This window comes from Streptomyces sp. BF23-19, assembly GCF_041106355.1.
Classification (GTDB): Bacteria; Actinomycetota; Actinomycetes; order Streptomycetales; family Streptomycetaceae; genus Streptomyces; species Streptomyces virginiae_A.
Window position 1 is genome coordinate 98,113 of sequence record NZ_JBGBPT010000012.1, and the last position, 26,967, is coordinate 125,079.

The following is a 26,967-nucleotide window of genomic DNA, read 5'->3' on the forward strand; positions in this document are numbered from 1 at the left end:
GGCGTGTCCGGCTACGAGCCCGAGACGCTGGGGGCGCCCGTCTCGATGTGGCCCGTGCAGCGGCGCGACCAGGTGCCGTCGGAGTCGGCGAGGATCGTGAAGTCGTACCAGCCCTTGCTGTAGGCCACGGCGTTGAAGTAGTCCTCGCGCGAGGAGTGCGCCGGGACCGTGTACGTCCACGGGCCGTCCGTGCGGTAGGCGTTCGCGCGGATCGTGAAGGTGACGGGGGAGCCGGAGGAGTTCTTCATCTTGAAGTAGACCGCCGGCTTGCCGGTGCCCGGCTCGACCGCGAAGCGGGCCGTCACCTCGATGTCCTTGCCCGGCTTCGACGCGTCGCCGATGAAGCGGCGCAGGAAGCGGTTCGGCCCGTGCATCGAGATGTCGTACTTGCCCGAGCCGTGCCCGAGGCCGATGTGGAAGTAGTCGCCGGTGGTGCCGCCCGGGTCGACGGTGTACTGCCAGGGCGTGGTGTCCCGGTGCTGGTGGGGGTGGATCGAGAAGTGCGCCGCCCGCTTCGCCTCGGCGCCCTGGTTGGTCATCGAGAACCAGGCGGTGATCTGACCGGCCGGCCCGAACTCGAAGCGGTCCAGATTGCCGTTCACCTGGTACGGCAGGGCCCGCGCGGGGCGGGTGCCGGGCTCCTGCGCCGGGAGGGCGTTGTCCTGCGGCGCCGGGTTGGGGAGCGGGGCGCAGGTCGCCTGACCGATCACCTTGGCGGTGGACGGAAGGCCCGCGGGGAACCCGTGGACCGGGTGCGCGAAGTCGAAGACACCGGTCAGGTCGCCGACCACCTTGCGGCGCCAGTCGCTGATGTTCGGACAGGTGGCGGGGGTGCCGAGGGCGGCCGTCCACTTCTCCATGAACCGCAGCACCGAGGTGTGGTCGAAGACCTCCGAGCTCACCCAGCCGCCGCGGGTTCACGGGGACATCACGATCATCGGGACGCGGAAGCCGAGCCCGATCGGGATGCCGTCGAGGTACTCGCCGGCCGTGCCGGGCGGGGCGATCGGCGGCGGGACGTGGTCGAAGAATCCGTCGTTCTCGTCGTAGTTGAGGAAGAGCACCGTGGAGTCGAAGACCTCGGGGTCGGCGGCCAGGGCGCGGTGGACCAGGTCCACGAAGTGGGCGCCGTCCCCGGGCGGGGCGTAGGGGTGCTCCGAGAAGGCCTCGCTCGCCACGACCCAGGACACCTGGGGGAGGGTGCCCGCCACCACGTCGGCGCGGATCGCGGCCGCGATGTCGTCCGGGGTGGAGCCGGTGACCTTGGGGACCGAGCCCATGCCCCGGTCCCACAGCGGATCGCCGGGGGCGGCGTCCGTGAACCTCTTGAAGTAGGCGAGCCCGTTGTCCCCGTAGTTGTCCTGGGCGTTCTGGTAGACCTTCCAGCTGACGCCGGCCCGCTGGAGGGCCTCCGCGTACGTCTCCCAGGTCAGCCCGGACTCCTCGCCGCCGTCCTTGCTGGTGGCGTCGATCCTGCCGCTCCACAGGAAGGTGCGGTTCGGGCCGGTCGCGCTGAGGGCGGAGCAGAAGTACGCGTCGCAGATCGTGTAGGTGTCGGCGAGGGCGTAGTGGAAGGGGATGTCCCCCCGGTCCAGGTGGCCCAGGGTGCGGGCGTTGCCGACGCCGGTGACCCAGCTGTCCAGTCGGCCCTTGTTCCAGGCGGCGTGCTGCGAGGTCCAGCTGTGCGGGAGGTCGCCGGTGCACTGGGCCAGGGTCTTGCCGTCGGCGCCGCCCGCCGGCGGGGTGGCGGACAGCTTCCACGGGTACCGGCGACCGACCCAGTCGGGCTGGTCGAACATGCCCCAGCCGCCCGGGAGGTTGCCGGCGGCGCGGTCGCCGAACCCGCGGACACCCTTCAACTTGCCGAAGTAGTGGTCGAAGCTGCGGTTCTCCTGCATCAGGATCACCACGTGCTTCACATCGGTGATGGTGCCGGTCGCGGCGGCCGCGGCCGCCGTCGTCGGTGTGACCGCGGGCAGGGCGGCGCCCGCCACGAGCCCGGCGCCGATTCCCACGAAACCTCTTCGGCTGATCGGTGTCACTGGCCTCTCGCCTCCAACTCAAGTGCCCCGTCGGCACATCGACGGAAAGAGTGGCGGCGCCGGGATCAAAGGTCTACATCCGTGCGGTAAGAAATCGGTGAACTTGAGGGTGCCCGGAATCAGGCGCCGATCCGGACCAGCATCTTGCCCAGATTGTCCCCGCGGAGCATGCCCAGGAAGGCCTCCACGGTCCGGTCGAATCCCTGGACAACGGTGGTGTCGGTACCGACCCGGCCGCTGCGCAGATGAGGGACGAGGAAGTCCTCCAACTCCTCCTGCAGATTGGTGTGATTGCGAACCAATACCCCTTCCAGACGGAGGGACTTGTGTACGACCTCGAGGAGGTTGCGGGGCGCGGCCGGTGAGCGGTCCCCGTTGTACATCGAGATCGCGCCGACCCAGGCGACCCGCCCGTACTCGCGGAGCGCCTCGATCGCCCCTTCCAGGTGGTCCCCGCCGACGTTGTCCACATAGACGTCGATCCCGTCCGGGGCGGCCTGCGCGAGCTGCTCGCCGACCGGGCCGTCGTGGTAGTCGAAGGCCGCGTCGAAGCCCAGCGTGCCGGTGAGGTGGCGGACCTTGGCCGCCGAGCCCGCGCTGCCGACGATCCGTCGGGCGCCGAGCAGTCGGGCGATGTGGCCGGTGGCCGTGCCGACCCCGCCCGCGGCGGCGGAGACGAAGAGGTCCTCGCCGCTTCGCAGGGCCGCCGTCCGGGTGAGGGCCGCGTAGGCGGTGAGGCCGGTGCCGCCCAGGATGGAGAGGTACGCCTCCAGCGGCACCCCGTCGTGGCCCCGCAGCTTGCGCGTCCCGTCCACGCCGAGGGTGACCAGGGCGTGGGTCCGCCAGCCCGCGCGGTGGAAGACCAGGTCACCCTCGCGCAGCCCCGGGTCGCGGGAGGCGAGCACCCGGCCCACCGAGCGGCCCTCCAGCGGGGTGTTCAGTTCGAAGCCGCCCTCCCCGCCGTCCATCATGCCCCGGTGGTACGGGTCCACCGAGAGCAGGAGGTTCTCGACGAGCGCGGTGCCGGGACCCGGCCGCGGGACCGGGGAGGCGGCGTAGGTGAAGTCCGTGGTGGTGGGGAAGCCGGTGGGGCGGGCGATCTGGTGGACGGCGTGAGCGGTGTTCGTGGTCATGGGCCCGAGGCTAGGAAGGAATGGGCGGCCCGGGCAGGGGGTTGCGTTCATGGAACGCGCACATCCATGCACATCGCTCATACAACGAGGTGAGAGCCCCCCGTGCCCGACCTGCTGCCCCAAGAGCTGCGGATCCTGGTCGCCGTCGCCGACAGCGGCGGCTTCTCCGCCGCCGCGGCCGCGCTCGGCCTCACCCAGTCGGCCGTCTCGCACGCGGTGCGCGGAAGCGAGACCAAGGTCGGCGCGGTGCTCTTCGATCGCGGCCGGGCCGGGGCCACACCCACCCCGGCGGGGGTGCGGGCCGTCGCCCTCGCCCGCCGGATCCTGCGGATGTACGAGGCCCTCGGCGCGGAGGTCCGGGGCGCGGGCCGCGGCGCGGTGGAGGGGGTGCTGCGGATCGCCGCGTTCCGCAGCGCGGCCCTGCACCTGCTGCCGCCCGCGCTGGAACGGCTCACGGCCCGGCACCCGGGCATCCGCCCCGAGGTCCGCGTGGTGCGCGAGATCGGCGCCGGTACGGCCGGGGAGGTGGCGGCGGGCCGCGCCGACCTGGGCATCGCCACGCTGGGCGGCCCGCAGGACATGGCCCCCGGCCTGCTGACCGGGGTGCTCACGCAGGAGGCGTACCGGCTGGTCCACCCGGCCGGGCACCCGGACCCGAAGGGCCTGCCGCTCATGGACTGGGACGAGAACTGCGGTTCCTGCACCCGCTCCTGGTGGCGGGCCCAGGACTGGATCCCGCGGGCGACGGTCAAGGCGGAGGACGACGCCATGGTGCTGACGATGGTCGGCCGCGGGCTCGGTATGGCGATCATGCCCGAGCTGTCCCTGAGGGAGGCGACCGAGGCGGTGGACATCACCGATCTGGGCCCTGCGGGGCCGGTGAGACAGGTGGGATACGTCACTACGGCGGAATCGGCCTCAACTCTCGCCGTGCGGGCTCTGATCAGGGAACTTCGCTCCGAGAAGGGCTGAAACGGACCCACTGGGCGGGGCTTTCCGGGGGACCGCGCGTCTCAGATAGTAGGAAGCCCGAGTAATTGCCGAGACATACAACGAGACCTGCCCTAGCTTTGTAGAAGCCGAACGTCTCGCCGATCAGGCGAATGGCGGTCGAGAGCGCGCGCCCCTGGCAGGCAACCCCTGCGGCGCACCGCTCCCCGCCTCTTCCGGCGCCTTGAAGGAACCCCTCATCCGTGGCCCCGCCACGCCGTGATCTCAAGGAGTCGATCACCATGACCGCTTCCACCGCCACCCGCCGCGTCCGCCACACCTCCGCCTCGGCCGACGACCGCAAGAACGCCGCCGCCGCCCTCCAGCGCGCCCTCGACCGCCGTGACAACGGCGGGTCGACCGGCCACTGACCTGCGCCGCCCGAGACGTTCTGCGTGCACATTCGTCCACATGGTGGACGCAGAATGTCTGAGGGCTGGGACACGGAGTACGGTTCCGTCATGTCGACCAGCATCAATCTCGCAGTGATCCCCGGTGATGGCATCGGCCAGGAAGTCGTGGCTCAGGGACTCAAGGTCCTTACCGCGGTCCTGCCCCAGGATGTGAAGCTGGAGACCAAGCAATACGATCTCGGCGCCCAGCGCTGGCACCGCACCGGTGAGACCCTCCCGGAGGCGGAGCTCGAAGAGCTCAAGCATCACGACGCGATCCTGCTCGGCGCCATCGGCGACCCCTCGGTCCCCTCCGGCGTGCTGGAGCGCGGTCTGCTGCTGAAGCTCCGCTTCGCCTTCGACCACTTCATCAACCTGCGCCCGTCGAAGCTGTTCCCGAACACGGCCACCCCGCTCGCCGGCCGCCCGGAGATCGACTTCGTCGTGGTCCGCGAGGGCACCGAGGGTCCGTACACCGGCAACGGCGGCAGCCTGCGCACCGGCACCCCCGCCGAGGTGGCCACCGAGGTCAGCATCAACACCGCGTACGGCGTCGAGCGCGTCGTCCGTGACGCGTACGAGCGGGCGAACGCCCGTCCCCGCAAGAAGCTGACGCTGGTCCACAAGAACAACGTCCTCGTGTACGCGGGCCACATGTGGAAGAACATCTTCGACAAGGTCGGCCAGGAGTACCCCGAGGTCACCACCGACTACCTGCACGTCGACGCCGCGACGATCTTCTTCGTCACGCAGCCCGAGCGCTTCGACGTCATCGTCACGGACAACCTCTTCGGTGACATCCTCACCGACCTGGCCGCCGCCGTGACCGGCGGAATCGGCCTCGCCGCCTCCGGGAACATCAACCCGACCGGCGCCTTCCCGTCCATGTTCGAGCCCGTCCACGGCTCGGCCCCGGACATCGCCGGCACCGGCAAGGCCGACCCGACCGCGACGATCCTCTCGGTCGCCCTCCTGCTGCGCCACCTGGGCTACGAGGCCCAGGCCGTCCGCATCGAGGACGCGGTCTCCGCCGACCTCGCGGAGCGTGACGGAACCTTCCGCTCCACCGACGCGATCGGCGACGCCCTCGCCGCTCGAGTAGCCGGCTGACCCGGCAGCTCCACCTCAGGAAGCCGCCGGGTCACAATGGGACCCGGCTGCTTCTCCTGTGCGGCCCCGGGTGCCACCATCTCCCCTGGGCCGCTTTCCCCGCTTCTCCGAAGCCTGCCCGCGCGCGATAATCGAACGCGAGGCCGCGGAATGCGGGGAAGCTCGGACGTCCTAGTACGCCGTGAGCGCGGTCCGCCATACACAACCGGTGAAGGACAAGCACTCATGACGACGCCCACGATCGAGCTCAAGCCCTCCTCGAACCCGCTGTCCGATGCGGAGCGCGAGGCGATCCTGGCCAGCCCCGGCTTCGGCCGCCACTTCACCGACCACATGGTGACGATCAAGTGGACCGAGGGTCGCGGCTGGCACGATGCCGAGCTGGTCCCGTACGCGCCGCTCGCGATCGACCCGGCGAACATGACGCTGCACTACGCGCAGACGATCTTCGAAGGCCTCAAGGCCTACCGCCAGCCCGACGGCACCGTGGCCACCTTCCGCCCCGAGGCCAACGCCGCGCGCTTCCAGTCCTCCGCGCGCCGCATGGCCATGCCGGAGCTGCCGACCGAGCTCTTCATCGAGGCCTGCGACGCGCTGATCAAGCAGGACCGTGCCTGGGTGCCGGACTCCGGCGAAGCCTCGCTCTACCTGCGGCCGTTCATGTTCGCCTCCGAGGTCGGCCTCGGCGTCCGCCCGGCGAACGAGTTCCTCTTCATCGTCATCGCCTCGCCCGCCGGCGCGTACTTCCCCGGTGGCGTCAAGCCCGTGTCCGTCTGGCTCTCCGAGGACTACGTCCGCGCGGTCAAGGGCGGCACCGGCGCGGCCAAGACCGGCGGCAACTACGCGGCCTCGCTGGTCGCGCAGGCCCAGGCGGCCTCCCACGGCTGCGACCAGGTGGTCTGGCTCGACGCCGTCGAGCACCGCTGGATCGAGGAGATGGGCGGCATGAACCTGTACTTCGTGTACGGCGACCGCATCGTCACCCCGGAGCTCACCGGCTCGCTCCTTCCCGGCATCACCCGCGACTCCCTCCTCACCATCGCCCGCGACCTCGGCTACACCGCCGAGGAGGGCCGCCTGACCACCGAGGACTGGCAGCGCGACAACGAGAAGGGCACCCTCACCGAGGTGTTCGCCTGCGGTACCGCGGCCGTCATCACCCCGGTCGGCTCGGTCAAGTCCGAGCGCGCCAACTGGATCCAGGGCGACGGTGAGCCGGGCCAGGTCACCATGCGCCTGCGCAAGGCGCTGCTGGAGCTCCAGACCGGCCACAGCGCCGACACCCACGGCTGGATGCACCCGCTGGGCTAGTCCGCGCAGCGGGCCGCCGCAGGTGGCCCGAAAACCGGGAAGCGCCTCCGGCGAGCGGGAGCGGGGACTGTCGAAGTCCTTGTTCCCGCCCCGTCGGAGGCGCTTTTTCAGGTGAAGAGGCTTACGGGGGCTGATACTTCGCCGCGCCGGAGAGGTCGCCCGGCTCAGATTCCGACCGCGTTGGAAGCGGGCAGCCAGATCTGCAGCTGGTAGACGAAGTCGCTCCAGAGCCCGGTGACGAGGAGTACGCCGACCGCGATGAGGAATCCGCCGCCGATCCTGAGCACCAGCGAGTAGTGCTTCTTGACCCATCCGAACGTCTTCATCGACCGACGGAAGGCGACCGCGGTGAGGATGAAGGGAACGCCCAGTCCCAGGCAGAAGAAGGACACGAGGAGTGCGCCCCGGCCCGGGCTCTCCTGCCCCATGGACAGGCTCATCACGGCTCCGAGGGTCGGGCCCATGCAGGGCGACCACCCGAGCCCGAACGTGAAGCCGAGTACCGGTGCACCGAGCAGTCCGGCTCCGGGCTTCCGGTGGATCCGGAAGTCCCGCTGCGTGAAACCGGGGAGGAATCCCATGAAGGCGAGCCCGAACAGGATCGTCAGGCTTCCCAGAATTATGTTGAGCGTGTCCTTGTATGCGGACAGGGTGTTGCCGAAATACCCGAAGAAGGCGCCCGTGGTGATGAATGGGGCCGAGAATCCGATGACGAACAGGAGCGCGCCCAGAAGCATCCGGCCGCGCTTTTCCTCCCGCGCCTCGGGGTCCAGCGTGGAGGCGGAAAGCCCCGTGACGTAGCCGAGGTATCCCGGGATGAGCGGCAGCACGCAGGGGGAGAAGAACGAGATGATGCCGGCCAGGAGGGCCACCGGTACGGCGGCGACCAGGGTGCCGCTCGTCACCACCGACGTAGTCGATGCCAGGACCACCAGGGCCTCCTTGTTCGCGGCCCGGTCGAGGCACGTGCGCAGACGGTAGGTCTCCCCAGTGTGGCACGCGGCATCCGCACGGCTGCGGTCAGGGTGCGGGCCGGGCGCGGGGGCATCGGAGGCGATAACCACCCTATGTCGATATTCATGCCGTTCTTGGCAATTGCCCGATTAAATCCATGGGACGCGTGTGCGGGCTTCGGGCACGGTCGTGGTTTGGGGTGGGTGATCCGACAGGGGGTCGACCGGGGGCTTGACCAGCCCTTCGGTCAAAAGAACCTGCCCCGAAACGAAGGGGAATGAATTGAAGATCAGTAGGCGGGTCGTACGGCCCGTTTCTGTTGCCCTGATGGTTCCGGCTCTGGCTCTCGGCGCGGCCACGAACGCATTCGCCGACGGCAATGTGTCCTGGCGCAACGTCGCTACCGGGAAATACCTGATGGTCGCGCAGGGAACCTTCGGGATGGTGCTGACCGGAAGTGACAGCACCCCGAGGTGGCGCGAGGTCAAGCAGGGCGACGGATCCTGGCAGCTCAAGGCCCACAAGGGCTCCGGTGATGTCTGCCTCGACAGCAACGCCGCCGGCAATGTCTACCTCCGGAGCTGCCAGGGTGGCAACGACTACCAGAAGTGGTGGGAGACGAAGACCTCCAACGGCTGGAAGATCACGAACAAGGCCACCGGCCGCGTTCTGGACAGCAACCAGACGGGGCAGGTCTACACGCTGCCGGACAACGGCGGCAACTACCAGCGCTGGTCCTGACCGGCGCCCCACGTACGCAGGCCCGCGCCCCGGAGTCTCCGGGGCGCGGGCCTGCGCTCGTACGGGGGAACTTCAGGCGCTCGCCCGCTCCTCGGCGGCGCTGACCGCCGGGGCCGGAACCGGGGCGGGGGAGCGGCGGGCGGTGAGGGCGGTGTACACGAGCCCGCCCGTCAGGCCCGACAGGACGAAGGAGCAGTCCACGCCGCCGGTGAGGGAGAGCAGCGGGCCCTCGTAGAAGGGGGTGGTCACGGCGAGCAGGCCGACGCCGGCGCCGATCGCCCAGGAGGCGGTGGCGGCGAGGTTCCAGCCGGAGCGGAACCAGTAGATCCCGCCCACCGAGCGGCGGTTGAAGACCTGGAGCGCGTCGGCGTCGTAGCGCCCGCGGCAGCGCACGTACCCGATGAGGGTGATCACGGCCCACGGGGTGCCGATCGCGGTCAGTACCAGCACGAACGAGGTCATCGCCGACTGCACGTCCCACTCGAAGGAGCCGATGAAGACGAAGGCTGTGGCGACGGCCGCGGCGACCAGGGTGGCCGTGGTCCGGGTGGCCTTGGGCACGATGGCGTCGAGGTCGAGGCCCATCGAGTAGAGCATCAGCCCGGCGTTGCCCACGGAACCGGCAGCGGCGGCGGCGAGCAGCGGGATCAGGTACCAGAAGGGCGAGGCCGCCACCAGCGGGCCGGCGTACTCCGCTCCGGCCCGGGCCGCGAGCGCCGTGTAGGTGCCGAACAGCTGCGGGATCAGGAGGCCGAAGAGCAGCCCGAAGCCGGTGGCCCAGAAGACCTTGCGGGAGCTGTGCCGGCGCGGGGAGATGTAGCGGGTGTAGTCGCCGAGCAGGGTGATGAAGGCGACCGGGCCGCTGAGCCCGGCGGCGACGGCGGCGAGGATCCAGGTCGGCCAGAAGGAGCCGAGCAGGTACGCGGTCTCCGGCGGGGCGGCGGTGGTGAAGTCCCCGGAGTAGGCGAAGACGCCGACGGCCAGCAGTACCACCATCCCGATGGCCAGAATCTTGCTCATGCGCAGCAGCAGTCGGTAGCCGAAGACGGCCGCGACGACGGTACACGCGGCGAGTCCGCCGTACATCACGCCGCGCGTGACCCCGGTGTCCGGCAGCCCGGTGAGCCGCGAGAGGACGCCCACCATCACGTCGCCGCCGATCCACAGGGTGAGTGCGGTGTAGCCGAGCGAGAGCAGCAGACCCACCACCGAGCCCACGAGCCGGCCGCGGACGCCGAACTGTGCGCCGCTGGAGGTCGAGAGGTTGGTCGCGGTGCGCAGGGAGACGAGCGCCAGCGGCGCGGTGAAGGCGATACCGACGAGCGTGCCGGTCACGATGGCGGTGACCGAGGGCCACAGGCCCAGTCCGAAGGACGGGGGCAGCCAGCCGAAGACGATCACACCGAGGCAGAGGTTGGAGCCGAGAAGGATCGAGATCAGGTCACGGGGACCGCTCGTCCGCTCGTCCTCGGGGATGGTGTCGACTCCGCGCTGTTCGATGGGCATGGGGGGACTCCCTTGGCAGGGCGGGGGGTGGTTGCGCTTTGTTTGAGCGACATTCAATGTGGCCCAAGGCCTGCCCCCAGGTCAATGATTCCCTGCAACGAAATGAAGAGTTAGAGTGATGCTCTAACCCATCGACTCAAGAGGTGGTGGATCGGCGTGCGGCTGACCCCTACGGAGCGCGACCGGCTGCTGCTCCGCAGCGCTGCGGAGCTGGCCAGGGCCCGGCGGGCCCGTGGCCTGAAACTGAATGTCCCGGAGGCCACCGCGCTGATCGCGGACACGGTCTGCGAGGCGGCGCGCGACGGCAAGCGGCTCGCGGAGGCCATCGAGGAGGGCCGCGGCGTGCTGGGTCCCGACGATGTCCTGCCCGGCGTCGCCGACGTGGTCGCCGAGGTCCACGTGGAGGCCGTCTTCGACGACGGATCCCGCCTCGCGGTGGTCTCGTCCCCCATCCAGGGCGCGGTCCCGCTCGGCGACGACGCGCCGGGCGCGGTCGTCCCCGGCCCCGGCGCCCCCCAGCCCGAGCCGGTCCTGCACCTGCACGTGCGCAACACCGCCGCCGTTCCGGTGAGTGTGACCTCGCACTTCCACTTCTTCGAGGCGAACCCGCGGCTGGACTTCGACCGGGCCGCCGCCTACGGGATGCGGTTGTGCGTGCCGGCGGGCTCGTCCGTGCGGTTCGATCCCCACGGCGAGGGTGAGGTCGGTCTGGTCCCCATCGGTGGGGACCGGATCGCGATCGGTTTCGCGGGGTTGGTCGACGGGCCTCTGGACGCGCCCGGGGCCAAGGACGAGGCGCTGCGTCGTGCGGCGGCCTGCGGCTACCTCGGCGTCAGTGCCGAGCACGAGGACGGAGATCTGGTGTGAGCAGGAAGACCGCGCACAGCGACCACTGTGCGCCGGGCGGTCGGCACATCGACCCGCACGAGTACGCGTCCGTCTTCGGCCCGCGGGCCGGGGACCGGGTCCGGCTGGGCGACTCCGGGCTCACCGTCCGGGTCGAGTACGACGCGCAGAAGCCGGGCGACGAGTTCCTGGCCGGTTTCGGCAAGACCGCCCGTGACGGCCTGCACCTGAAGGCGGCGGCGGTCCGTGAGACGTGCGACGTGGTGATCAGCAACGTGCTGGTCATCGACGCCGTCCTCGGTATCCGCAAGGTGTCGATCGGTATCCGCGAGGGTCGGATCCACGCGATCGGGCGGGCCGGCAACCCGGACACCCTGGACGGGGTCGACGTGGTCGTCGGCACCGGCACCTCGATCGTGTCGGGGGAGGGGCTGATCGCGACGGCCGGGGCCGTGGACACCCATGTCCACCTGCTCTCCCCGCGGATCATGGAAGCCTCCCTCGCCGCAGGCGTCACCACGATCATCGGCCAGGAGTTCGGCCCCGTCTGGGGCGTCGGCGTCAACTCCCCGTGGGCGCTGAAGCACGCCTTCAACGCCTTCGACGCCTGGCCCGTCAACATCGGCTTCCTCGCCCGCGGCTCCTCCTCCGACGCCGCCCCGCTGGTCGAAGCCCTCACCGAGGGCGGCGCGTCCGGCTTCAAGGTGCACGAGGACATGGGCGCGCACACCCGGGCCCTGGACACGGCGCTACGGGTGGCCGAGGAGCACGACGTGCAGGTCGCCCTGCACAGCGACGGCCTCAACGAGTGCCTGTCCGTCGAGGACACCCTGCGCGTCCTGGACGGCCGGACCATCCACGCTTTCCACATCGAGGGCTGCGGCGGCGGACACGTCCCCAACGTGCTCAAGATGGCGGGCGTGCCGAACGTCATCGGCTCCTCCACCAATCCCACGCTGCCCTTCGGCCGGGACGCGGTCGCCGAGCACTACGGCATGATCGTCTCGGTCCACGACCTCAAGCCCGACCTCCCCGGCGACGCCGCCATGGCCCGCGACCGGATCCGCGCCGGCACGATGGGCGCCGAGGACGTACTGCACGACCTGGGCGCGATCGGCATCACCTCCTCCGACGCCCAGGGCATGGGACGCGCCGGCGAGACGATCCGCCGCACCTTCGCCATGGCCGCCAAGATGAAGGGCGAACTCGGCCCGATGGACGGCGACGGCGAGGGCGACGACAACGCCCGCGTCCTGCGCTACATCGCCAAACTCACCATCAACCCCGCCATCGCCCACGGACTCGCCCACGAGATCGGCTCCATCGAAGTCGGCAAACTCGCCGACATCGTCCTGTGGCGCCCCCCGTTCTTCGGCGCCAAACCCCAACTCGTCCTCAAGTCCGGCTTCCCGGCCTACGGAGTCACCGGCGACCCCAACGCCGCCACCGACACCTGCGAACCACTCGTCCTCGGCCCGCAGTTCGGCTCGTACGGGGCCACGGCCGCCGACATCTCCGTCGCCTTCGTCTCCGCCGCGGCCGCGGCCCTCGGCAGCGACGAGATGCCGACCCGCCGGCGCCGCGTGGCCGTCCGCGGCACCCGGGGGATCGGCCCCAAGGACCTGCTGCTCAACTCCCGGGTGGGCGCGGTCGATGTGGACGCGCGCAGCGGACTGGTCTCCCTCGACGGGGAACCGCTGCGCTCCGAAGCTGCCGAATCGGTCTCCCTCAACCGCCTGTACTTCCTGTAAGTCAGCACAGCCCGTAAGGACCTGCCTGCCATGACCAAGCCTGTGAACCACGGCTTCCGGATGCCTGCCGAGTGGACGCCCCACGAGCGCACCTGGATGGCCTGGCCCAGCCCCAACTCCACCTTCACCAACGCGCAGGAACTCGCCGAGGCCCGCGAGGCCTGGGGCGCCGTCGCCCGCGCCGTCCGCGCGTACGAGCCGGTGACCCTCGTGGTCTCGCCCGGTGACGCGGAGAGCGCCCGTGCCATCGTCGGCGACGACGTACAGCTGGTCGAGCAGGAGCTCGACGACGCCTGGATGCGCGACATCGGCCCGACCTTCGTCACCAACGACGCCGGCGAGCTCGCCGCCGTCGACTGGACCTTCAACGGCTGGGGCGCCCAGGAGTGGGCCCGCTGGGACCACGACTCCAAGATCGCGCGCCATGTCTCGGACGTGATCGGCACCCGCACCTACAGCACCGAGCTCGTCAACGAGGGCGGCGCCATCCACGTCGACGGCGAGGGCACCGTCCTGCTCACCGACACCGTCCAGCTCGGCGAGGGCCGCAACCCCGGCTGGACCCGTCAGCAGGTGGAGGCCGAGATCCACGCCCACCTCGGCACCACCAAGGCGATCTGGCTGCCGTACGGCCTGGCCGGCGACTACGGCACCTACGGCACCCAGGGCCACGTCGACATCGTCGCGGCCTTCGCCCGCCCCGGGGTCGTCATGGTCCACACCCAGCCCGACCCGGCCCACCCGGACCACGAACGCTGCAAGACCATCGCGGCCATCTTGCGCGCGTCCACCGATGCCCGCGGGCGGCAGCTGGAGGTCGTGGAGGTCCCGGCGCCGACCGTGCTGGAGGAGGACGGGGAGTGGGTGGACTACTCGTACATCAATCACTACCTGTGCAACGGCGGTGTCGTGCTGTGCGCCTTCGACGACCCGCGTGACGAGGAGGCCGCCGAGATCTTCCGCGGACTGTTCCCCGAGCGCACCGTGACCCTCGTCGACGCACGTACGATTTTCGCCGGGGGTGGCGGCATTCATTGCATCACCCAGCAGCAGCCGAAGGTCTGATCCGCAGACGACCGGCAGCCGACCGACAAGGAGTGGGTCCATGGTGGCGGGTGGAGTACCGGTACGCGCGGCGCGGAAGAACGCGCCCCCGCGCGAGGACGTACTCGTCGCCGCCATGGCCACGATCGCCGAGCGCGGCCTGGAAGGCCTGACCATGGCCGGACTGGGCCGCGAGGTCGGCATGAGCAGCGGCCACCTCCTCTACTACTTCCGCAGCAAGGACGAGCTCCTGCTGCAGACCCTGGAGTGGAGCGAGGCGGAGCTGGGCGGCGAGCGGAGGGCCCTGCTCGCCCGCCGCGGCCCGGTGAGCGAACGCCTGCAGGCGTACGTGGACCTGTACGTGCCCACCCGCCCCCGCGACCCGCACTGGACGCTGTGGCTGGAGGTCTGGAACCGCTCCCAGAACGCGGGCCCTCAGGAGCGCGACCGGCAGGCGGCCATCGAGGGCGCCTGGCACCGCGACCTGGTGGCCCTCCTCGCCGAGGGCATCTCGCGCGGGGAGTTCCGCCCGGTCGACGCCGAGCGCGTGGCGACCCGCGTCCGGGCCCTGCTCGACGGATTCAGCATCCAGCTGGCGGTGGGCCTGCCGACCCTGGACCGCACGGCGATCCTCGCCCACGTGAGGGAATTCCTGGTGGAGAACCTCTCCCCGCAGCGCTAGGTCGTCTCTTTCGGATCTTGTCGGGCCCGACAAGATCCGAAAGAGACGACCTAGGGGGGTCCGTGGACCGCCCGCGCGACACAGTGCCCGCATGGTGAGATGCCTGTCCATCGACGGTGGGCGATGTGGCAGACTGCCGGCGTGCCTGCTCAGCTCATGATTATCGCCAGCAGCGCGCCGGTCCCCAGTGGCCGCTGAACCGCGGAAGAACTTCGCGGAAGCGGCCACCGTGCCTCGGACCCGCGCGCAGACCTCTCGCTACCCGCGAGGGGTTTTTTCGTTTCCCGGACCATCCGTACCGGGAACGGACCGCGCGCGATGATGGGGGCAGTGACGGCGGCCTGCCCCCTCAGGCGGGCATCCGGAACCACTCATCCGACAGGAGTCAGATCAGCATGACGACGACACCAGAGGCGGCGACTGCGCTGTCCGAAGGCCTGGACGACAGCTTCCACGTCTTCGACACCACCCTGCGCGACGGCGCGCAGCGCGAGGGCATCAACCTCACCGTCGCCGACAAGCTGACGATCGCCCGGCACCTGGACGACTTCGGAGTGGGCTTCATCGAGGGCGGCTGGCCCGGCGCCAACCCTCGGGACACCGAGTTCTTCTCCCGGGCCCGCGCGGAGATCTCCTTCAAGAACGCCCAGCTGGTCGCCTTCGGCGCGACCCGGCGCGCGGGCGGCTCGGCCGCCCAGGACCCGCAGGTGCGGGCCCTGCTGGAATCCGGCGCCCCGGTCATCACGCTCGTCGCCAAGTCCCACGACCGCCACGTCGAACTCGCCCTGCGCACCACCCTCGACGAGAACCTGGAGATGGTCCGCGACACCGTCTCCCACCTGGTCGCCCAGGGCCGCCGCGTCTTCGTCGACTGCGAGCACTTCTTCGACGGCTACCGGGCCAACCCGGAGTACGCCAAGTCCGTCGTCCGCGCCGCCCACGAGGCCGGCGCCGACGTGGTCATCCTCTGCGACACCAACGGCGGCATGCTGCCCGCCCAGGTGACCGCGACCGTCGCCACCGTCCTCGCCGACACCGGCGCCCGCCTGGGCATCCACGCCCAGGACGACACCGGCTGCGCCGTCGCCAACACCCTGGCCGCGGTGGACGCGGGCGCCACCCACGTCCAGTGCACGGCGAACGGGTACGGCGAACGCGTCGGCAACGCCAACCTCTTCCCCGTGGTCGCCGCCCTGGAGATCAAGTACGGGCGCAAGGTGCTCCCCGACGGTGCGCTCGCCGAGATGACCCGCATCTCGCACGCCATCGCCGAGGTCGTGAACCTCACCCCCTCCACGCACCAGCCCTACGTCGGCGTCTCCGCCTTCGCGCACAAGGCGGGCCTGCACGCCTCGGCCATCAAGGTCGACCCCGACCTCTACCAGCACATCGACCCCGAGCGGGTCGGCAACACCATGCGGATGCTGGTCTCCGACATGGCCGGCCGCGCCTCCATCGAGCTCAAGGGCAAGGAGCTCGGCGTCGAGCTGGGCGGGGACCGCGCACTGATCTCCCGGGTCGTGGAGCGGGTCAAGGAGCGCGAGCTCAAGGGCTACACCTACGAGGCCGCCGACGCCTCCTTCGAACTGCTGCTGCGCGCCGAGGCCGAAGGCCGCGCCCGCAAGTACTTCCGCATCGAGTCCTGGCGGGCCATCGTCGAGGACCGCCCGGACGGCACCCACGCCAACGAGGCCACGGTCAAACTGTGGGCCAAGGGCGAGCGGATCGTCGCCACGGCGGAGGGCAACGGCCCGGTCAACGCGCTGGACCGGGCGCTGCGGGTGGCGCTGGAGCGGTTCTACCCGCAGCTCGCCAAGTTCGAGCTCGTCGACTACAAGGTCCGCATCCTGGAGGGCACGCACGGTACGGAGTCCACGACCCGCGTGCTGATCGCCACGACCGACGGCGAGCGCGAGTGGTCCACGGTCGGGGTGGCCCAGAACGTGATCGCGGCGTCCTGGCAGGCCCTGGAGGACGCGTTCACCTACGGCCTGCTGCACGCGGGCGTCGAACCGGCCGAGTAGCCCGCGCCGGGTCCGTGTCCGCCGGACCCCACCTCGCCGGGCTTCGACCCGGCGAGGCCCTTATGTCCAGCTCACACGGGAAAGTACCGGTTCCGGTAGCGTCTTCGATATGAAGACCAGGCTGATGTCCATACGCTTCGGGGCGCTGCTGTCCGGTCTGCTGCTGGGGCTGTCGGCGACCGCCCTGGTGGCCGCGCCGCAGGCGTCCGCGGCCGACGGGGTCGCCGCCGTGGGGGAGGCCCTCAAGCAGGGTCCGGTCTACGTGGCCCCCGGGGCCGAGGCGCAGCTGTCCACGGCCCAGGCGGACGCGCTCGCGAAGAAGATCAAGGACGCCGGGAAGCCGGTGTTCGTGGCCGTGCTGCCGGCGACCGCCGAGTTCCCCCAGGACAAGGTGCTCGGCGCGGTCCGTGCCGAGACCGGGATCACCGGGCTCTACGCGATCCGGCTCGGCGACGGCTTCAAGGCGGGCGCCGACAAGACGGTCATGCCGAACAACGCCGTACGCAACCTCACCGAGGCCGTGAAGACCGGCGCACCGGTGGACGCGAACACCCAGCTCGACAACTTCGTGGACCAGGCCCTGACCCAGGTCAAGGGCAGCGCCCCCGCTTCCTGGGGCACCACCGGAGCCGAGCAGGGCGCCCCGGTCGGCGCCCTGATCGCCCTCGGGGCGGTGGCCGTGGTGGGCGGCGGCGGTGCGTACGCGCTGGTCCGCCGTAACCGGAAGCAGAAGGAAGAGACCCGGCGCGAGGCCATCGCCCGGCTGAGCGTGGTCGTCGACGAGGACATCACCGCCTTCGGCGAGGAGCTGGAGCGGCTCGACTTCCACCCCGGCGAGCCCGGCGCCGACGACGCCATGCGGGGGGACTACGAGCAGGGGCTCGACTCGTACGAGAAGGCCAAGCAGATCATGGCCTCGGTGCAGCGCCCCGATGAGGTCAAGGGCGTCACCCAGGCTCTGGAGGACGGCCGCTTCGCGCTGGCCACCCTCGACGCGCGCCGGCAGGGCAGGCCGCTTCCCGAGCGCCGCTCGCCCTGCTTCTTCGACCCGCGCCACGGGCCGAGCACCGAGGACGCCACCTGGGCTCCGGCCGGCGGGGCGGCCCGTACCGTGCCGGTCTGCACGGCGGACGCGGTACGACTGCGCGACGGTCTGGACCCGGCGGTCCGTACGGTCGAGACCGAACGTGGGCCGCGGCCGTACTACGACGCCGGCCCGGCGTACGGTCCCTGGGCCGGCGGGTACTTCGGCGGCGGCATCCTGCCCGGTCTGTTGGTGGGCACGATGCTCGGTTCGATGATGTCCAGCCCCGCCTACGCCTCGGATTTCGGCGGCGGTGCGGGCAGCGGCTTCGAGGGCGGGGACGTCTCCGGCGCCGACTTCGACCCGTCCGACTTCGGCGGCGGGGACTTCGGCGGCGGGGGGTTCGACGGGGGCGGCGGCTTCGACGGCGGGGGCGGGTTCTGACCGCCCCCGGTTCCGGCGTCCCGGCGGTCGAGCGTCAGGCCTGCTTGATGGCCGAGATGTCGAAGGTCAGCTTCACCTTGTCGCTGACCATCACACCGCCGGCCTCCAGGGCGGCGTTCCACGTCAGGCCCCAGTCGGAGCGCAGGATCTCGGTGGAGCCCTCGAAACCGACGCGCTCGTTGCCGTAGGGGTCGGTGGCCGAGCCGTTGAACTCCAGGTCGATGGAGAGCGGGCGCGTGACGTCCTTGATGGTCAGCTCACCGGTGATGCGGTAGGCGTCCCCGCCGAGCTGACGCGCCTCGGTGGAGCGGAAGGTCATCAGCGGGAAGGTCTCGGCGTCGAAGAAGTCGCCGCCGCGCAGGTGACCGTCGCGGTCGGCGATGCCGGTGTCCACGGAGGCGATCTTGACGTCGATGGAGGCGGTGGAGCGCGCCGGGTCGGCGCCGTCCAGGTGCAAGGTGCCCTCGTGCTCGGTGAAGGCCCCGCGGACGTTGGTGACCATGGCGTGGCGGACGGTGAAGCCGATGCTGCTGTGGGCGGGGTCGATGACGTAGTCACCGGTGAGGGCGGCGAGCGCCGGGTCCACTGCCAAGGTGGCGACGGCGGCGCCGTCCTGGACGTTCACGTTCTGGTTGCGGCGGGTGAAGAGACCCATGACTTGCTCCTCGGTCGTGTGCTGCTCGGTCGAATAATCTGTTGAATCTTCAACGACTTCAACGAGGACGACGCTAGACCCATTCCGTTCAAATTTCAACATCTAGGCGAGGTGTCAGGTCTTTTTGTGAAGGTCCCACAACGGGCGGGTGCCCCGTCTGGCGGAGTCCGTACATCCACCGGGCGTACTGTGCGGGCCGGACAGCGGAAGACTCCCGAGACTGTGCGGAATGAACGGAGGTTTTTCATCGCGATCTTCGTAAGGTCGGTACATGACCGTTGTGGACCAGACCCCGAGCGAGCCGACGGACGCCCGCGGGCGCGTGGCCGAGCTGCACTCCCTGCGTGAGCAGGCGAGGCGTGGCCCCAGTGACCGCGCGACCGAGACGCAGCACGCGAAGGGCAAGCTGACCGCCCGTGAGCGCATCGCGTTGCTGCTCGACGAGGGTTCCTTCCGGGAGGTCGAGCAGCTGCGTCGGCACCGGGCGACCGGGTTCGGCCTGGAGAACAAGAAGCCCTACACCGACGGTGTGATCACCGGGTGGGGCACGGTCGAGGGCCGTACGGTCTTCGTCTACGCGCACGACTTCCGGATCTTCGGCGGCGCGTTGGGTGAGGCCCACGCGACGAAGATCCACAAGATCATGGACATGGCCATCGCGGCCGGTGCCCCGCTGGTCTCGCTGAACGACGGCGCCGGCGCCCGTATCCAGGAGGGCGTCTCGGCGCTGGCCGGCTACGGCGGCATCTTCCAGCGCAACACCAAGGCCTCGGGTGTCATCCCGCAGATCTCGGTCATGCTGGGCCCCTGCGCCGGTGGCGCCGCCTACTCCCCGGCGCTGACGGACTTCGTGTTCATGGTCCGGGAGACCTCGCAGATGTTCATCACCGGCCCGGACGTGGTCCGCGCGGTGACCGGCGAGGAGATCACCCAGAACGGCCTCGGCGGCGCCGACGTGCACGCCGAGACCTCCGGCGTCGCGCACTTCGCGTACGACGACGAGGAGACCTGCATCTCCGAGGTCCGCTACCTCATCTCGATGCTGCCCTCCAACAACCGCGAGAACCCGCCCGTCCACGAGACGAGCGACCCGGCCGACCGCCGCAGCGAGGTCCTCCTGGACCTGGTGCCCGCGGACGGCAACCGCCCGTACGACATGCTCAAGGTCATCGAGGAACTCGTCGACGAAGGCGACGTCCTGGAGATCCACGAGCGCTGGGCCCGCAACATCATCTGCGCGCTGGCCCGGATGAACGGCCAGGTCGTCGGCATCGTCGCCAACCAGCCCGGCCACCTCGCCGGTGTCCTGGACATCGAGGCCTCCGAGAAGGCCGCGCGGTTCGTCCAGATGTGCGACGCCTTCAACATCCCGATCATCACGCTGCTGGACGTCCCCGGCTTCCTGCCGGGCGTCGACCAGGAACACGGCGGCATCATCCGCCACGGCGCCAAGCTGCTGTACGCGTACTGCAACGCCACCGTCCCGCGGATCTCCCTGATCCTGCGCAAGGCCTATGGCGGCGCGTACATCGTCATGGACTCCCAGTCCATCGGCGCGGACATCACCTACGCCTGGCCGACCAACGAGATCGCCGTGATGGGCGCCGAGGGCGCGGCCAACGTCATCTTCCGCAAGCAGATCGCGGACGCCGAGGACCCCGAGGCCATGCGCGTGCGGATGGTCAAGGAGTACAAGGCCGAACTGATGCACCCGTACTACGCGGCGGAGCGCGGTCTCGTCGACGACGTCATCGACCCGGCCGAGACCCGCGAGGTCCTGGTCAGCGCCCTCGCGATGCTCCGCAACAAGCACGCCGATCTGCCGTCCCGCAAGCACGGCAACCCGCCGCAGTAACCGCGAAGGAGACCTGCCACCACATGAGCATCACCGCCACAGACACCCTGCTGAAGGTCGAGAAGGGCAACGCCGCCCCCGAGGAACTGGCCGCGATCACCGCGATCCTCCTCGCCCGCGCCGCCGCCACGCCCGAGGAGACCCCGGCACGCGTGCCCGGCCAGGCCGGCTGGCGCCGCCTGGAGCGCACGCCCGGCTTCCGCGCCCCGCACAGCTGGCAGGGCTGAGTTCCCGAGCCCGCAAGGCCCCGCACCCGTCCAGGGTGCGGGGCCTTCCGCGTACCCGTCGTCCCCGCCGAGGGCGCCGGCCGCGCGAAGCCCCGTAGGCGCCCGGGAGACGGCGGACCGTGGTGCGGGGGCGCGGCGGCATGACGAAGGCCCCCGCGTCGCGTGACACAGGGGCCTGTCGGGTGCGGCAGGACTGCTACCGCAGGCGCGCCATGAGGGCGTGCTCGACGAGCGTGATGAGCGCGCTCTTGGCGTCCGCGCGGTGGCGGGCGTCGGTGGTGATGATCGGGGCGTCCGGGCCGATCTGCAGGGCCTCGCGGACTTCCTCCGGCGTGTAGGCCTGGTTCCCGTCGAAGCCGTTGAGGGCCACGACGAACGGCAGGCCGCTGTTCTCGAAGTAGTCGACGGCGGGGAAGCAGTCGGCGAGGCGGCGCGTGTCCACGAGGACGACGGCGCCGATGGCGCCGCGGACCAGGTCGTCCCACATGAACCAGAAGCGGTCCTGGCCCGGGGTACCGAAGAGGTACAGGATCAGGTCCTGGTCGAGCGTGATGCGGCCGAAGTCCATGGCGACGGTGGTGGTCGTCTTGTCACCGGTGTGGGTGAGGTCGTCGATCCCGGCCGAGGCGCTGGTCATCACGGCTTCGGTGCGCAGCGGGTTGATCTCGGAGACCGCGCCGACGAACGTGGTCTTGCCCACGCCGAAGCCGCCCGCCACCACGATCTTCGCGGAGGTGGTGGAGCGGGGAGCCGCTCCGCCGTTAGAGCTTGCGAAGTCCACTGAGCACCCTTTCGAGCAGTGTCACATCTGGCTGGCCACCGGCAGACTCGTCGCCGCCGGGCTGGTGAATGGCGACAAGGCCCGCCTCCGCCAGGTCGGCGACGAGGATACGGGCGACACCAAGAGGAATGGAGAGAAGTGCCGAGATCTCCGCTACGGATTTGATCTCCTGGCACAGGCGGCAGATGCGCTGGTGCTCGGGCAACTGCCCTTGCAGACGCGCGGGATCCGCCGTGGTACTGACCAGCGCCTCGATGGCGAGCTGGTAGCGCGGCCGAGTACGGCCGCCGGTCATCGCGTACGGACGCACCAGCGGGTTGTGGGCCTTCGGCGCCGGCTGCCGCGCGGCGCGCGGAGGCGGCTGCTGAGGCATCTGGTACTGGGGCTGCTGGGGCTGTCCGTACTGCTGCTGCTGGTAGGGATGCTGCTCCGGCACCGGCCGGCTGGGCGCGGAGGGAAAGTTGAAGCGGTTCTGGTCGTGCCCACCCTGCGGCTGCTGCGCGCCGCCATAAGGATGTCCTCCGGGTGTTGTCACGTTTCCTCCTCCGACTCCAAGAACGCAGTACTCCCTGTGGAACCGCGCCACCGCACCCTATGGTGCGATGGCGCGAAACGCACTGCCTGTCTGCTAGTTGAGAAGACTTCCTTGCAGCTCGGCACGCAGGTCCGGAGTGAGGACACTGCCCGCGCGATCCACCAGAAGAGCCATCTCATAGCCTACGAGGCCGATGTCGCACTCCGGGTGCGCGAGCACTGCGAGGGACGATCCGTCCGAGACGGACATGAGGAAGAGGAATCCTCGATCCATCTCGACCACGGTCTGGTTGACGGCGCCACCCTCGAAGATGCGGGAGGCACCGGCGGTCAGCGAGGTCAGTCCGGAGGCCACGGCCGCCAGCTGATCGGCGCGGTCGCGGGGGAATCCTTCGGACATCGCCAGAAGGAGTCCGTCGGCGGAGACCACCACCGTGTGGGACACCCCGGGGGTGTTGTCCACGAAGTTGGTGATCAACCAGTTCAGGTTCTGTGCCGCCTGGCTCATCGAACTCAACTAACGCTCCTGCTGGTAAGTGGGGTCGATGTGGTAACTGCCGGTCGCCGGTCCGTTGTTGCCGGCCTGACGGCCCTGCTGGATACCGCGTCGGAGGTTGGTCAGACGGCCACGGACGTCGTCCGGGGCGCGTGAGACCTGGGGACCCGCCTGCGCCTCGGCCTGCTGCTGCGCGGTGCCGGCCACGAGGTTCGCCCGCGGGACCCGGCGGGGCAGGCCCGAGGTCGTGATGCCGCCTGCGGCGGGCTGACGCACGCGTTCGGCCTGGCGCATCAGTTCGTCGTTCGGCGAGGACCGCCAGCTGACGGTCGGCGTGGTGCCGGTCGCCGTGCCGGCGGACTCCGCGGCCGGCTCCTGGCCGCGCTTCGGCAGTTGCTGCTGCGGCGCCGGGGCGGCCGGAGCGGACTGCTGACCCTGCTGGGGGATGGTCGTGGCCGGTCCCTGCGCGGGGGGCTGCTGCCCCTCCTCGCGGAACCAGTTCGACTCCAGGGTGTCGAAGATCGGGCTGCGGGCGTCGCCGGAGCTCGGGGCCGGGGGCAGGGCCTCCGGCCGGTGAGCCTGCGGCAGCCGCGGGGTCTCGGGGCGCGCGGACGGTGCGGGTGCGTACCCGTTGCCGGCCTGCGGAGCCTGAGCCTGGGGCTGCTGCGGGGCGTGGCCGCCGACACCGGGGCCGCCGGGACGCTGGGGCTGGTAGCCCGGGCGCTCGAACTGGCCGGTGGTGGACGGGTTCATGGGGCCCCGCACGTCCGGACGCTCGAACTGTCCGGTCGTGCTGTTGCCGCCGTCCGCCTGGGGCATCGGGGCGTTGAAGTCCGGGCGGGCGAACTCGGCCGTCGAGCCGGGGCCCGAGAGCTCGTCGTGACCGCGGGCCTGGTCGCTGCCCCAGCTGGTGGTCTGCGGGCCGGGGAGCTCGGCACGGGGAGCGCCACCGCGCGGCGGGAGCTGCGGGCGCGGGCCGTTCGGAGCCGGTGCCGCGGGAGCGGCCGGCTGCTGGGGCTGCTGCTGCGCCTGCTGCTGCGGCTGCTGGGGACGCTCGAAGCCGTTGCCCTGCGGGTATCCGGTCGGACCGGAAGCCGGACGGGCCTGCGAGCCACCACCGAATCCGGCACTGGCGACCGGACCGCGGGCCGGCAGCGGCGCACCGGAACCGAAGGCACCCTGACCCTGACCCGCGGTGGTCGGACCCTGCTGCGGACGGCCACCGGGAGCACCGGGACCACCCTGCTGCGGGCGACCGCCCTGCGGGCCCTGCGGACGCTGACCGGCGCCGTCGCGACCCGGCAGCGCGGCGCGCTGGCCGCCACCGGCGACCTGACCGCGCTGCGGGCCCGAGCCCACGGACGGACGCGCGGGCGCACCGCCCACGGCACCCTGCGCACCGGGAGCACCCGGAGCGCCACCGGGGCCGCCCTGACCACCCTGGCCCGGCATCGGAGCCGGCTTCTTGCCGCCCTGGGCGACGTCGACCGGCAGCATGACGAGGGCCGTCGTACCACCCGAGTCGGAGGGGCGCAGCTGGATGCGGATGCCGTGTCGCAGGGACAGGCGGCCGACCACGAACAGGCCCATGCGGCGGGAGACGGAGACGTCCACGGTCGGCGGCGACGCGAGTCGCTCGTTGATCGCGGCGAGGTCCTCGGGGGAGAGGCCGATACCGGTGTCGTGGATCTCGACGAGCACGCGGCCGTCGGGCAGTGCGTGACCGGTGACCTTGACCTTGGTCTGCGGGGAGGAGAACGAGGTGGCGTTCTCCAGCAGCTCGGCGAGGACGTGCACGAGGTCGTTGACCACGCGGCCGGCGACATCGGTGCCGGGCACCGAGGCCAGCTCGACACGCTCGTACTGCTCCACCTCGGAGGCGGCGGCACGGAGCACGTCGACCAGCGGGACGGGGCGGGTCCACCGGCGGCCAGGCTCCTCGCCCGCGAGGACGAGGAGGTTCTCACCGTTACGGCGCATGCGGGTCGCGAGGTGGTCGAGCTTGAAGAGCGAGGACAGCTGGTCCGGGTCGGCCTCGCGGGACTCCAGCTCGGAGATGAGCGAGAGCTGGCGCTGGATGAGGCCCTGCGAACGGCGCGAGAGGTTGGTGAACATCGCGTTGACGTTGCCTCGCAGGAGGGCCTGCTCGGCGGCGAGGCGGACGGCCTCGCGGTGCACGTCGTCGAAGGCCGCGGCCACCTGGCCGATCTCGTCGCGGGTGTGCAGACCGACGGACTCCACCGTCGTGTCCACGTCCTGCGGGTCGGACTCCGACAGCTGCTTGACGAGCTCGGGCAGCCGGTCCTGGGCGACGCGCGTCGCGGTGTCCTGCAGGCGGCGCAGCGAGCGGATCATCGACCGGGCCATGACGAAGGCGCCGACGAGGGAGACACCGAGGACGAGGAGGATCAGGGCACCGTTGATGATGGCGTCCTGCTGGGCCTCGTTCTTCAGCTCACGGGCCTTCTGCTCCATCTCCTCGAGCAGCGTCAGCTCGATGACCTTCATGGCCTGGAGCTTCGTGCCGTCGGCGTCGTACCAGTCGAGCCACGAGCGGTTCTTCTCCCGGAGGAACGCGTCCTGGCTGGCCAGGACACGGCGGGAGTAGCCGTCGGCGGTGGAGATCTCGGAGTTGCTGTCGCCCAGACCGGCGAGGAGCTCCTCGGTGCGGCCCTGGTAGACGAGTCCGAAGGTCGTCTTCGCCTGCTGCTCGCCCTTCTGGGCGGAGAGGGCGTAGAGCCGGTCGTTCTCCTTCAGCTCACCCTGACGCTCATTGGTGTCGGGGAGCGAGGCGGCGATGATCGCGCGCTGGATGGAGGCGTATTCCTTGGCGGCGGAGAACGCGGCCAGGGCACGGGTACGCTTGATCATCTCCGGGTTGGAGGTGGCCTGCGCCATGTCCTGGGAGAGCGAGAGCAGCGAGACGATGACCGCGTTGTACTCACTGACGGTCTGCTGGGCGCCGTTGACGTAGGCCCGGGTGCGGATCGTCTCGATGTTGGTGAGCTGGCGACCGATCTGCAGGACGTTGTTACGGATCGACCGGAGCGTGTCGTCCTTCTCGCCCGTGCTGTCGACCTTGTCGGTCGCGGCGGCGAAGGCCTTGGCGGCGGTGTCCGTCTGCTGACGGACGACGTCGACCTGGCTGGTGGTCCTGCCCCTGGAGAGGGAGAGCGGACCCGCGGAGAGGTCGCGCTCCTCCTGGAGCATGGCGGCCAGGTTGGTGGCCTGTCGCGTCATCGTCGTCAGCAGCTGCATGTGCTCCAGCTGCGCGATGTCGTTGAGCGAGTCGTTGATACGGAAACCACCGAGCGTGGTGGCGGCGACGACCGGCAGGGTCAGCAGCGACACCAGTCGCGTGCTGATGCGCCAGTTCTGCATGGCGAGACGAGAACCGGGCCCGCTGGGGGCCTTCGGTATCGCCACGTCCTGCTCAGCCGGTCCGGCAGGCGCGGCGGGTGCGGCTTTCGCCTTGACCCTGGCCTTCACGGACTTCCCACGGCCCTTCGCCTTCACCGCGGCGGAGGTGTCGGGGCCTGCGCCTTCGACAGCCGGCCCGCGGTTCTGGGCGTGCTGGGGCGAGGAGCCACGGTCGGTCCCGCCGCGCGGCTCCTGCTCCGCCGCAGCGCTGCCATCCCTCTTGAATCGTCCCTGCACTAGCGTCGCAACCTCTGGACCAGGCGTCCCGCCGGGCGACCGGTGGGACGGTGTCGAGTCGTGGGGCACTTGCCGCCCCATGGTGGTCGTCGGTGACCGGCGCGTCTTCCTCTCTTTGCCACCGCGCTCGGCGCGGTGTCGCGCCACCTGCGCGCCGGCTGATTCCCGCGGCGGTCCCGCGAATTCCAGCACAGTGGAGGATCTCCAACAAGGTGCGAGTATCGGCCCGGAGAGTCGGTTACGGCTTGTGATGGAAGGGCTACGCGATGTGCGACTGCATTCGGTAGAAACCGGACTTACGCCATCCAAACAACGCGGCCGTCAAGGTGTCCCAGTCGAGATGATCAGGAGCGGAATGGCGCATTCAGTGGCGCAATGTCCGTTTTGGGGGGTGGAGTTGACTGTCCATTATGCCGGTAATGTCCGGTCAAGGGTGAGCAAACTCACATAGCCGTGGCCATTACTTCCTGGTTCGCCGGGGGATTCAGATGTTTAGCCTTGCCCCTTAAAGGGTTGGCGCCAGGGTTGGTGCATGCGACAGCCGACACTCACAGATCGAACCGAGGACCCCGAACTCCGATGAAGACGACGACGATGTTCCGCAACATAGCCAACCCCCGCCGCACGACCCTCGCGCACCTCAAGGACGCCGAGGAACTGCAGGCGGCACCGGCCACCCCGGAGCACTCCGTCGAGCTGCCGACGCAGACCGCGAACCCGCGCCGCACCATCCTGATGAACGTGCCGGTCGCCGCCGCCGCGGAGTAG

At 70.4% G+C, this 26,967-nt stretch carries 22 protein-coding genes and 1 pseudogene; 14 read left to right on the forward strand and 9 right to left on the reverse strand.

All coding sequences use genetic code 11. The features are described from left to right. Nucleotides 1-11: 11 nt before the first annotated feature. Both AB8A24_RS09950 and AB8A24_RS09955 read right to left on the reverse strand, forming a co-directional pair. Nucleotides 12-2,042: pseudogene (locus tag AB8A24_RS09950) on the reverse strand (phosphocholine-specific phospholipase C). A 119-nt stretch (nucleotides 2,043-2,161) separates the two neighbouring features. Further along, nucleotides 2,162-3,175, reverse strand: a complete 1,014-nt coding sequence (locus AB8A24_RS09955) for an NADP-dependent oxidoreductase (protein WP_369475354.1) — start codon at nucleotides 3,173-3,175, stop codon at nucleotides 2,162-2,164. Nucleotides 3,176-3,277: 102 nt separating this feature from the next. On the opposite strand from AB8A24_RS09955, the gene AB8A24_RS09960 reads away from it, so the two are divergent. The 4 genes from AB8A24_RS09960 (at nucleotide 3,278) to AB8A24_RS09975 (ending at nucleotide 6,978) form a co-directional block, all read left to right on the forward strand. Next, the gene (locus AB8A24_RS09960; protein ID WP_369475355.1) at nucleotides 3,278-4,147 is read left to right on the forward strand and encodes a LysR family transcriptional regulator; all 870 of its coding nucleotides are present in this window, start codon (nucleotides 3,278-3,280) and stop codon (nucleotides 4,145-4,147) included. 260 nt (nucleotides 4,148-4,407) lie between these two features. Next, complete coding sequence (locus AB8A24_RS09965; protein ID WP_266379422.1) at nucleotides 4,408-4,536, forward strand: hypothetical protein; 129 nt, start codon at nucleotides 4,408-4,410, stop codon at nucleotides 4,534-4,536. A 90-nt stretch (nucleotides 4,537-4,626) separates the two neighbouring features. Further along, a complete protein-coding gene (locus AB8A24_RS09970; protein ID WP_030763728.1) occupies nucleotides 4,627-5,667 on the forward strand; it encodes a 3-isopropylmalate dehydrogenase in 1,041 nt (346 codons plus the stop codon). Between the two features lie 225 nt (nucleotides 5,668-5,892). After that, complete coding sequence (locus AB8A24_RS09975; RefSeq protein WP_328961514.1) at nucleotides 5,893-6,978, forward strand: branched-chain amino acid aminotransferase; 1,086 nt, start codon at nucleotides 5,893-5,895, stop codon at nucleotides 6,976-6,978. Nucleotides 6,979-7,142: 164 nt separating this feature from the next. Here the strand turns inward: AB8A24_RS09975 and AB8A24_RS09980 are convergent, their stop codons facing one another. Continuing rightward, entirely contained in the window at nucleotides 7,143-7,913 is a 771-nt protein-coding gene (locus tag AB8A24_RS09980; protein WP_328965835.1) for a cytochrome c biogenesis protein CcdA, read from the reverse strand. Nucleotides 7,914-8,214: 301 nt separating this feature from the next. Here AB8A24_RS09980 and AB8A24_RS09985 point away from each other — a divergent pair, with 301 nt between their 5' ends. Next, nucleotides 8,215-8,673, forward strand: coding sequence for a ricin-type beta-trefoil lectin domain protein (locus AB8A24_RS09985; protein WP_328961513.1), 459 nt, complete (start codon nucleotides 8,215-8,217; stop codon nucleotides 8,671-8,673). Nucleotides 8,674-8,745: 72 nt separating this feature from the next. Here the strand turns inward: AB8A24_RS09985 and AB8A24_RS09990 are convergent, their stop codons facing one another. After that, nucleotides 8,746-10,179, reverse strand: a complete 1,434-nt coding sequence (locus tag AB8A24_RS09990; protein WP_369475356.1) for a cytosine permease — start codon at nucleotides 10,177-10,179, stop codon at nucleotides 8,746-8,748. 156 nt (nucleotides 10,180-10,335) lie between these two features. On the opposite strand from AB8A24_RS09990, the gene ureA reads away from it, so the two are divergent. The 6 genes from ureA to AB8A24_RS10020 all read left to right on the forward strand — a co-directional run bounded on the left by ureA (nucleotide 10,336) and on the right by AB8A24_RS10020 (nucleotide 17,994). After that, nucleotides 10,336-11,046, forward strand: coding sequence for an urease subunit gamma (gene ureA, locus AB8A24_RS09995; RefSeq protein WP_369475357.1), 711 nt, complete (start codon nucleotides 10,336-10,338; stop codon nucleotides 11,044-11,046). Next, a complete protein-coding gene (locus AB8A24_RS10000; protein ID WP_369475358.1) occupies nucleotides 11,043-12,776 on the forward strand; it encodes an urease subunit alpha in 1,734 nt (577 codons plus the stop codon). Before ureA ends, AB8A24_RS10000 begins: the two co-directional genes overlap by 4 nt. A 30-nt stretch (nucleotides 12,777-12,806) precedes the next feature. Further along, nucleotides 12,807-13,841, forward strand: a complete 1,035-nt coding sequence (locus AB8A24_RS10005) for an agmatine/peptidylarginine deiminase (RefSeq protein WP_369475359.1) — start codon at nucleotides 12,807-12,809, stop codon at nucleotides 13,839-13,841. A gap of 40 nt (nucleotides 13,842-13,881) precedes the next feature. After that, nucleotides 13,882-14,502, forward strand: coding sequence for a TetR/AcrR family transcriptional regulator (locus AB8A24_RS10010; protein WP_369475360.1), 621 nt, complete (start codon nucleotides 13,882-13,884; stop codon nucleotides 14,500-14,502). A 395-nt stretch (nucleotides 14,503-14,897) separates the two neighbouring features. Continuing rightward, nucleotides 14,898-16,526, forward strand: coding sequence for a citramalate synthase (gene cimA, locus AB8A24_RS10015; protein ID WP_328961507.1), 1,629 nt, complete (start codon nucleotides 14,898-14,900; stop codon nucleotides 16,524-16,526). Between the two features lie 109 nt (nucleotides 16,527-16,635). Further along, nucleotides 16,636-17,994 (forward strand): hypothetical protein, encoded by a 1,359-nt coding sequence (locus AB8A24_RS10020; protein ID WP_328961506.1) that lies wholly within the window; start codon nucleotides 16,636-16,638, stop codon nucleotides 17,992-17,994. Nucleotides 17,995-18,028: 34 nt separating this feature from the next. Here the strand turns inward: AB8A24_RS10020 and AB8A24_RS10025 are convergent, their stop codons facing one another. Continuing rightward, nucleotides 18,029-18,649, reverse strand: coding sequence for a YceI family protein (locus AB8A24_RS10025; protein WP_369475361.1), 621 nt, complete (start codon nucleotides 18,647-18,649; stop codon nucleotides 18,029-18,031). Between the two features lie 271 nt (nucleotides 18,650-18,920). Between AB8A24_RS10025 and AB8A24_RS10030 the strand changes: the two genes are divergently transcribed. Together AB8A24_RS10030 and AB8A24_RS10035 are read left to right on the forward strand one after the other, a co-directional pair. Beyond that, the gene (locus AB8A24_RS10030) at nucleotides 18,921-20,504 is read left to right on the forward strand and encodes an acyl-CoA carboxylase subunit beta (protein ID WP_030763696.1); all 1,584 of its coding nucleotides are present in this window, start codon (nucleotides 18,921-18,923) and stop codon (nucleotides 20,502-20,504) included. 23 nt (nucleotides 20,505-20,527) lie between these two features. After that, nucleotides 20,528-20,731: an acyl-CoA carboxylase subunit epsilon gene (locus tag AB8A24_RS10035; RefSeq protein ID WP_328961504.1), complete on the forward strand. Its 204-nt coding sequence runs from the start codon at nucleotides 20,528-20,530 to the stop codon at nucleotides 20,729-20,731. 196 nt (nucleotides 20,732-20,927) lie between these two features. Here the strand turns inward: AB8A24_RS10035 and AB8A24_RS10040 are convergent, their stop codons facing one another. From AB8A24_RS10040 to AB8A24_RS10055, 4 genes are all read right to left on the reverse strand, one after another. Next, nucleotides 20,928-21,512, reverse strand: coding sequence for an ATP/GTP-binding protein (locus AB8A24_RS10040; RefSeq protein ID WP_161288290.1), 585 nt, complete (start codon nucleotides 21,510-21,512; stop codon nucleotides 20,928-20,930). Beyond that, nucleotides 21,493-22,047: a DUF742 domain-containing protein gene (locus tag AB8A24_RS10045; RefSeq protein ID WP_328961503.1), complete on the reverse strand. Its 555-nt coding sequence runs from the start codon at nucleotides 22,045-22,047 to the stop codon at nucleotides 21,493-21,495. Before AB8A24_RS10045 ends, AB8A24_RS10040 begins: the two co-directional genes overlap by 20 nt. A 93-nt stretch (nucleotides 22,048-22,140) precedes the next feature. Beyond that, nucleotides 22,141-22,554: a roadblock/LC7 domain-containing protein gene (locus AB8A24_RS10050; RefSeq protein WP_319722215.1), complete on the reverse strand. Its 414-nt coding sequence runs from the start codon at nucleotides 22,552-22,554 to the stop codon at nucleotides 22,141-22,143. A 9-nt stretch (nucleotides 22,555-22,563) separates the two neighbouring features. After that, nucleotides 22,564-26,199, reverse strand: coding sequence for a nitrate- and nitrite sensing domain-containing protein (locus AB8A24_RS10055; protein ID WP_328961501.1), 3,636 nt, complete (start codon nucleotides 26,197-26,199; stop codon nucleotides 22,564-22,566). 579 nt (nucleotides 26,200-26,778) lie between these two features. Between AB8A24_RS10055 and AB8A24_RS10060 the strand changes: the two genes are divergently transcribed. Continuing rightward, on the forward strand, nucleotides 26,779-26,967 hold the full coding sequence (locus tag AB8A24_RS10060) for a hypothetical protein (protein WP_266379372.1): 189 nt from the start codon (nucleotides 26,779-26,781) through the stop codon (nucleotides 26,965-26,967).

Bases quoted from the DNA above. Each gene is read 5' to 3' on its own strand.
- AB8A24_RS09955 (WP_369475354.1), bottom strand. From the start codon at position 3,175: ATGACCACGAACACCGCTCACGCCGTCCACCAGATCGCCCGCCCCACC.
- AB8A24_RS09965 (WP_266379422.1), top strand. From the start codon at position 4,408: ATGACCGCTTCCACCGCCACCCGCCGCGTCCGCCACACCTCCGCCTCG.
- AB8A24_RS09970 (WP_030763728.1), top strand. From the start codon at position 4,627: ATGTCGACCAGCATCAATCTCGCAGTGATCCCCGGTGATGGCATCGGC.
- AB8A24_RS09975 (WP_328961514.1), top strand. From the start codon at position 5,893: ATGACGACGCCCACGATCGAGCTCAAGCCCTCCTCGAACCCGCTGTCC.
- AB8A24_RS09990 (WP_369475356.1), bottom strand. From the start codon at position 10,179: ATGCCCATCGAACAGCGCGGAGTCGACACCATCCCCGAGGACGAGCGG.
- AB8A24_RS10005 (WP_369475359.1), top strand. From the start codon at position 12,807: ATGACCAAGCCTGTGAACCACGGCTTCCGGATGCCTGCCGAGTGGACG.
- AB8A24_RS10010 (WP_369475360.1), top strand. From the start codon at position 13,882: ATGGTGGCGGGTGGAGTACCGGTACGCGCGGCGCGGAAGAACGCGCCC.
- cimA (WP_328961507.1), top strand. From the start codon at position 14,898: ATGACGACGACACCAGAGGCGGCGACTGCGCTGTCCGAAGGCCTGGAC.
- AB8A24_RS10020 (WP_328961506.1), top strand. From the start codon at position 16,636: ATGAAGACCAGGCTGATGTCCATACGCTTCGGGGCGCTGCTGTCCGGT.
- AB8A24_RS10025 (WP_369475361.1), bottom strand. From the start codon at position 18,649: ATGGGTCTCTTCACCCGCCGCAACCAGAACGTGAACGTCCAGGACGGC.
- AB8A24_RS10030 (WP_030763696.1), top strand. From the start codon at position 18,921: ATGACCGTTGTGGACCAGACCCCGAGCGAGCCGACGGACGCCCGCGGG.
- AB8A24_RS10035 (WP_328961504.1), top strand. From the start codon at position 20,528: ATGAGCATCACCGCCACAGACACCCTGCTGAAGGTCGAGAAGGGCAAC.
- AB8A24_RS10050 (WP_319722215.1), bottom strand. From the start codon at position 22,554: ATGAGCCAGGCGGCACAGAACCTGAACTGGTTGATCACCAACTTCGTG.
- AB8A24_RS10060 (WP_266379372.1), top strand. From the start codon at position 26,779: ATGAAGACGACGACGATGTTCCGCAACATAGCCAACCCCCGCCGCACG.